Here is a 1,120-nt window from a genome sequence, read left to right as displayed (position 1 = left end):
GGGTTCTTATAGTAATAATGCTTCCCAAACTCCCGATTCCCGATTCCCGTTCCCCTCCTGGGAGGGGTTAGGGGTGGGTTCCGATTCCCGACTCCCGACTCCCTTCTTATTAATACTCACCTACCGTGCCCGTAATTCTGTTTCTAGTTTGCCTAAATCCTCTTTCAGGAAAACCGTAAGTTGCCCAATGAAAGCCTTGCCGGTATCATTTTGAGTTATTTCTATCCAATAGCCGTATTGTTCTCCTAACAAGAGTTGACCCTGTTCAGCTGACCACAGTGGTAGGTTTTGTCGCCGTGATAACTCTAAGATTTCTCGAGAGGGATAGGTATATACAAACTGAGCGCTATTGTAATCTCGATAAATCTTTGGACCATAGACAGTGCGCAGGGATTCCTCCAGGCGTTCGAGGGTTACCCCATTAACTTGGTCATGGATAGCAATGCGTTCACTGCGAATTGTACTCCGGTCTTTTGGATAAGAGATGGTACCAGGAGGCAAGACCGTGGCTTGAAAGGTAAATCGTTCCCCAGCCGTATCACTCTTGCGCACTAGTAATCCATCTCCAATACCAGGTCGTAGAGTGGGGTGACCGTTAATCCATGCAGCAACTTGATCAGTTCTCTGACCAGGCAGGGCATTAACCCCATTGCCGGTTAGTGCGAATATAATGCCCAGTGATAGAAATGACCCTATTTTAATAACATTCATAGAGAGCACCTATTACCTGAATCTTGGGTAAATTTTAGCATTTTGATACCGAAGCAGAAAAACCCCGACCTCGAAAAGAAGTCAGGGTTTTTGTTACTAAAGCAACATGGCTTTTAGAGCTAGTGGTGCGTTACGGGACAAGCTATCCCAACCCTGACGACCGTGAAAATGATGGCTAGCAGGTCCCTAACGCACCCTACACAATATCTACTGATAACTGACAGCTAATAGCTGATAGCAACACCTAGAATGTTTCCCTAGAATCTAAAGGTGGTACGAATCGCTCCAACCCAAATCGTATCATTGTCATCATCGTGATTAGGATTGAAAATCACGTAGGCTCCTGGAGTAATCATGATGTTGTTGGTGATGGGGAATTTGTACTGTGCTTCAATTAGGTAAGAAGTAT

General features: G+C 45.2%; 2 protein-coding genes. Both read right to left on the bottom strand.

All coding sequences use genetic code 11. The features are described from left to right. Positions 1–120: 120 nt before the first annotated feature. On the bottom strand, positions 121–711 hold the full coding sequence (locus F6K38_RS42755; protein WP_008184755.1) for a hypothetical protein: 591 nt from the start codon (positions 709–711) through the stop codon (positions 121–123). Between the two features lie 257 nt (positions 712–968). Next, positions 969–1,120 (bottom strand): carbohydrate porin (locus F6K38_RS42750; protein ID WP_287296513.1); only part of this gene is annotated, 152 nt, incomplete at its 5' end.

The organism is Moorena sp. SIO3B2 (genome assembly GCF_010692525.1).
Classification (GTDB): Bacteria; Cyanobacteriota; Cyanobacteriia; order Cyanobacteriales; family Coleofasciculaceae; genus Moorena; species Moorena producens.
Note: the sequence above shows the minus strand (reverse complement) of the source record. Positions and strands in the feature narration are given on the sequence as shown.

Coding starts and splice junctions, on each gene's coding strand:
- F6K38_RS42755 (WP_008184755.1), bottom strand. CDS start 711: ATGAATGTTATTAAAATAGGGTCATTTCTATCACTGGGCATTATATTC.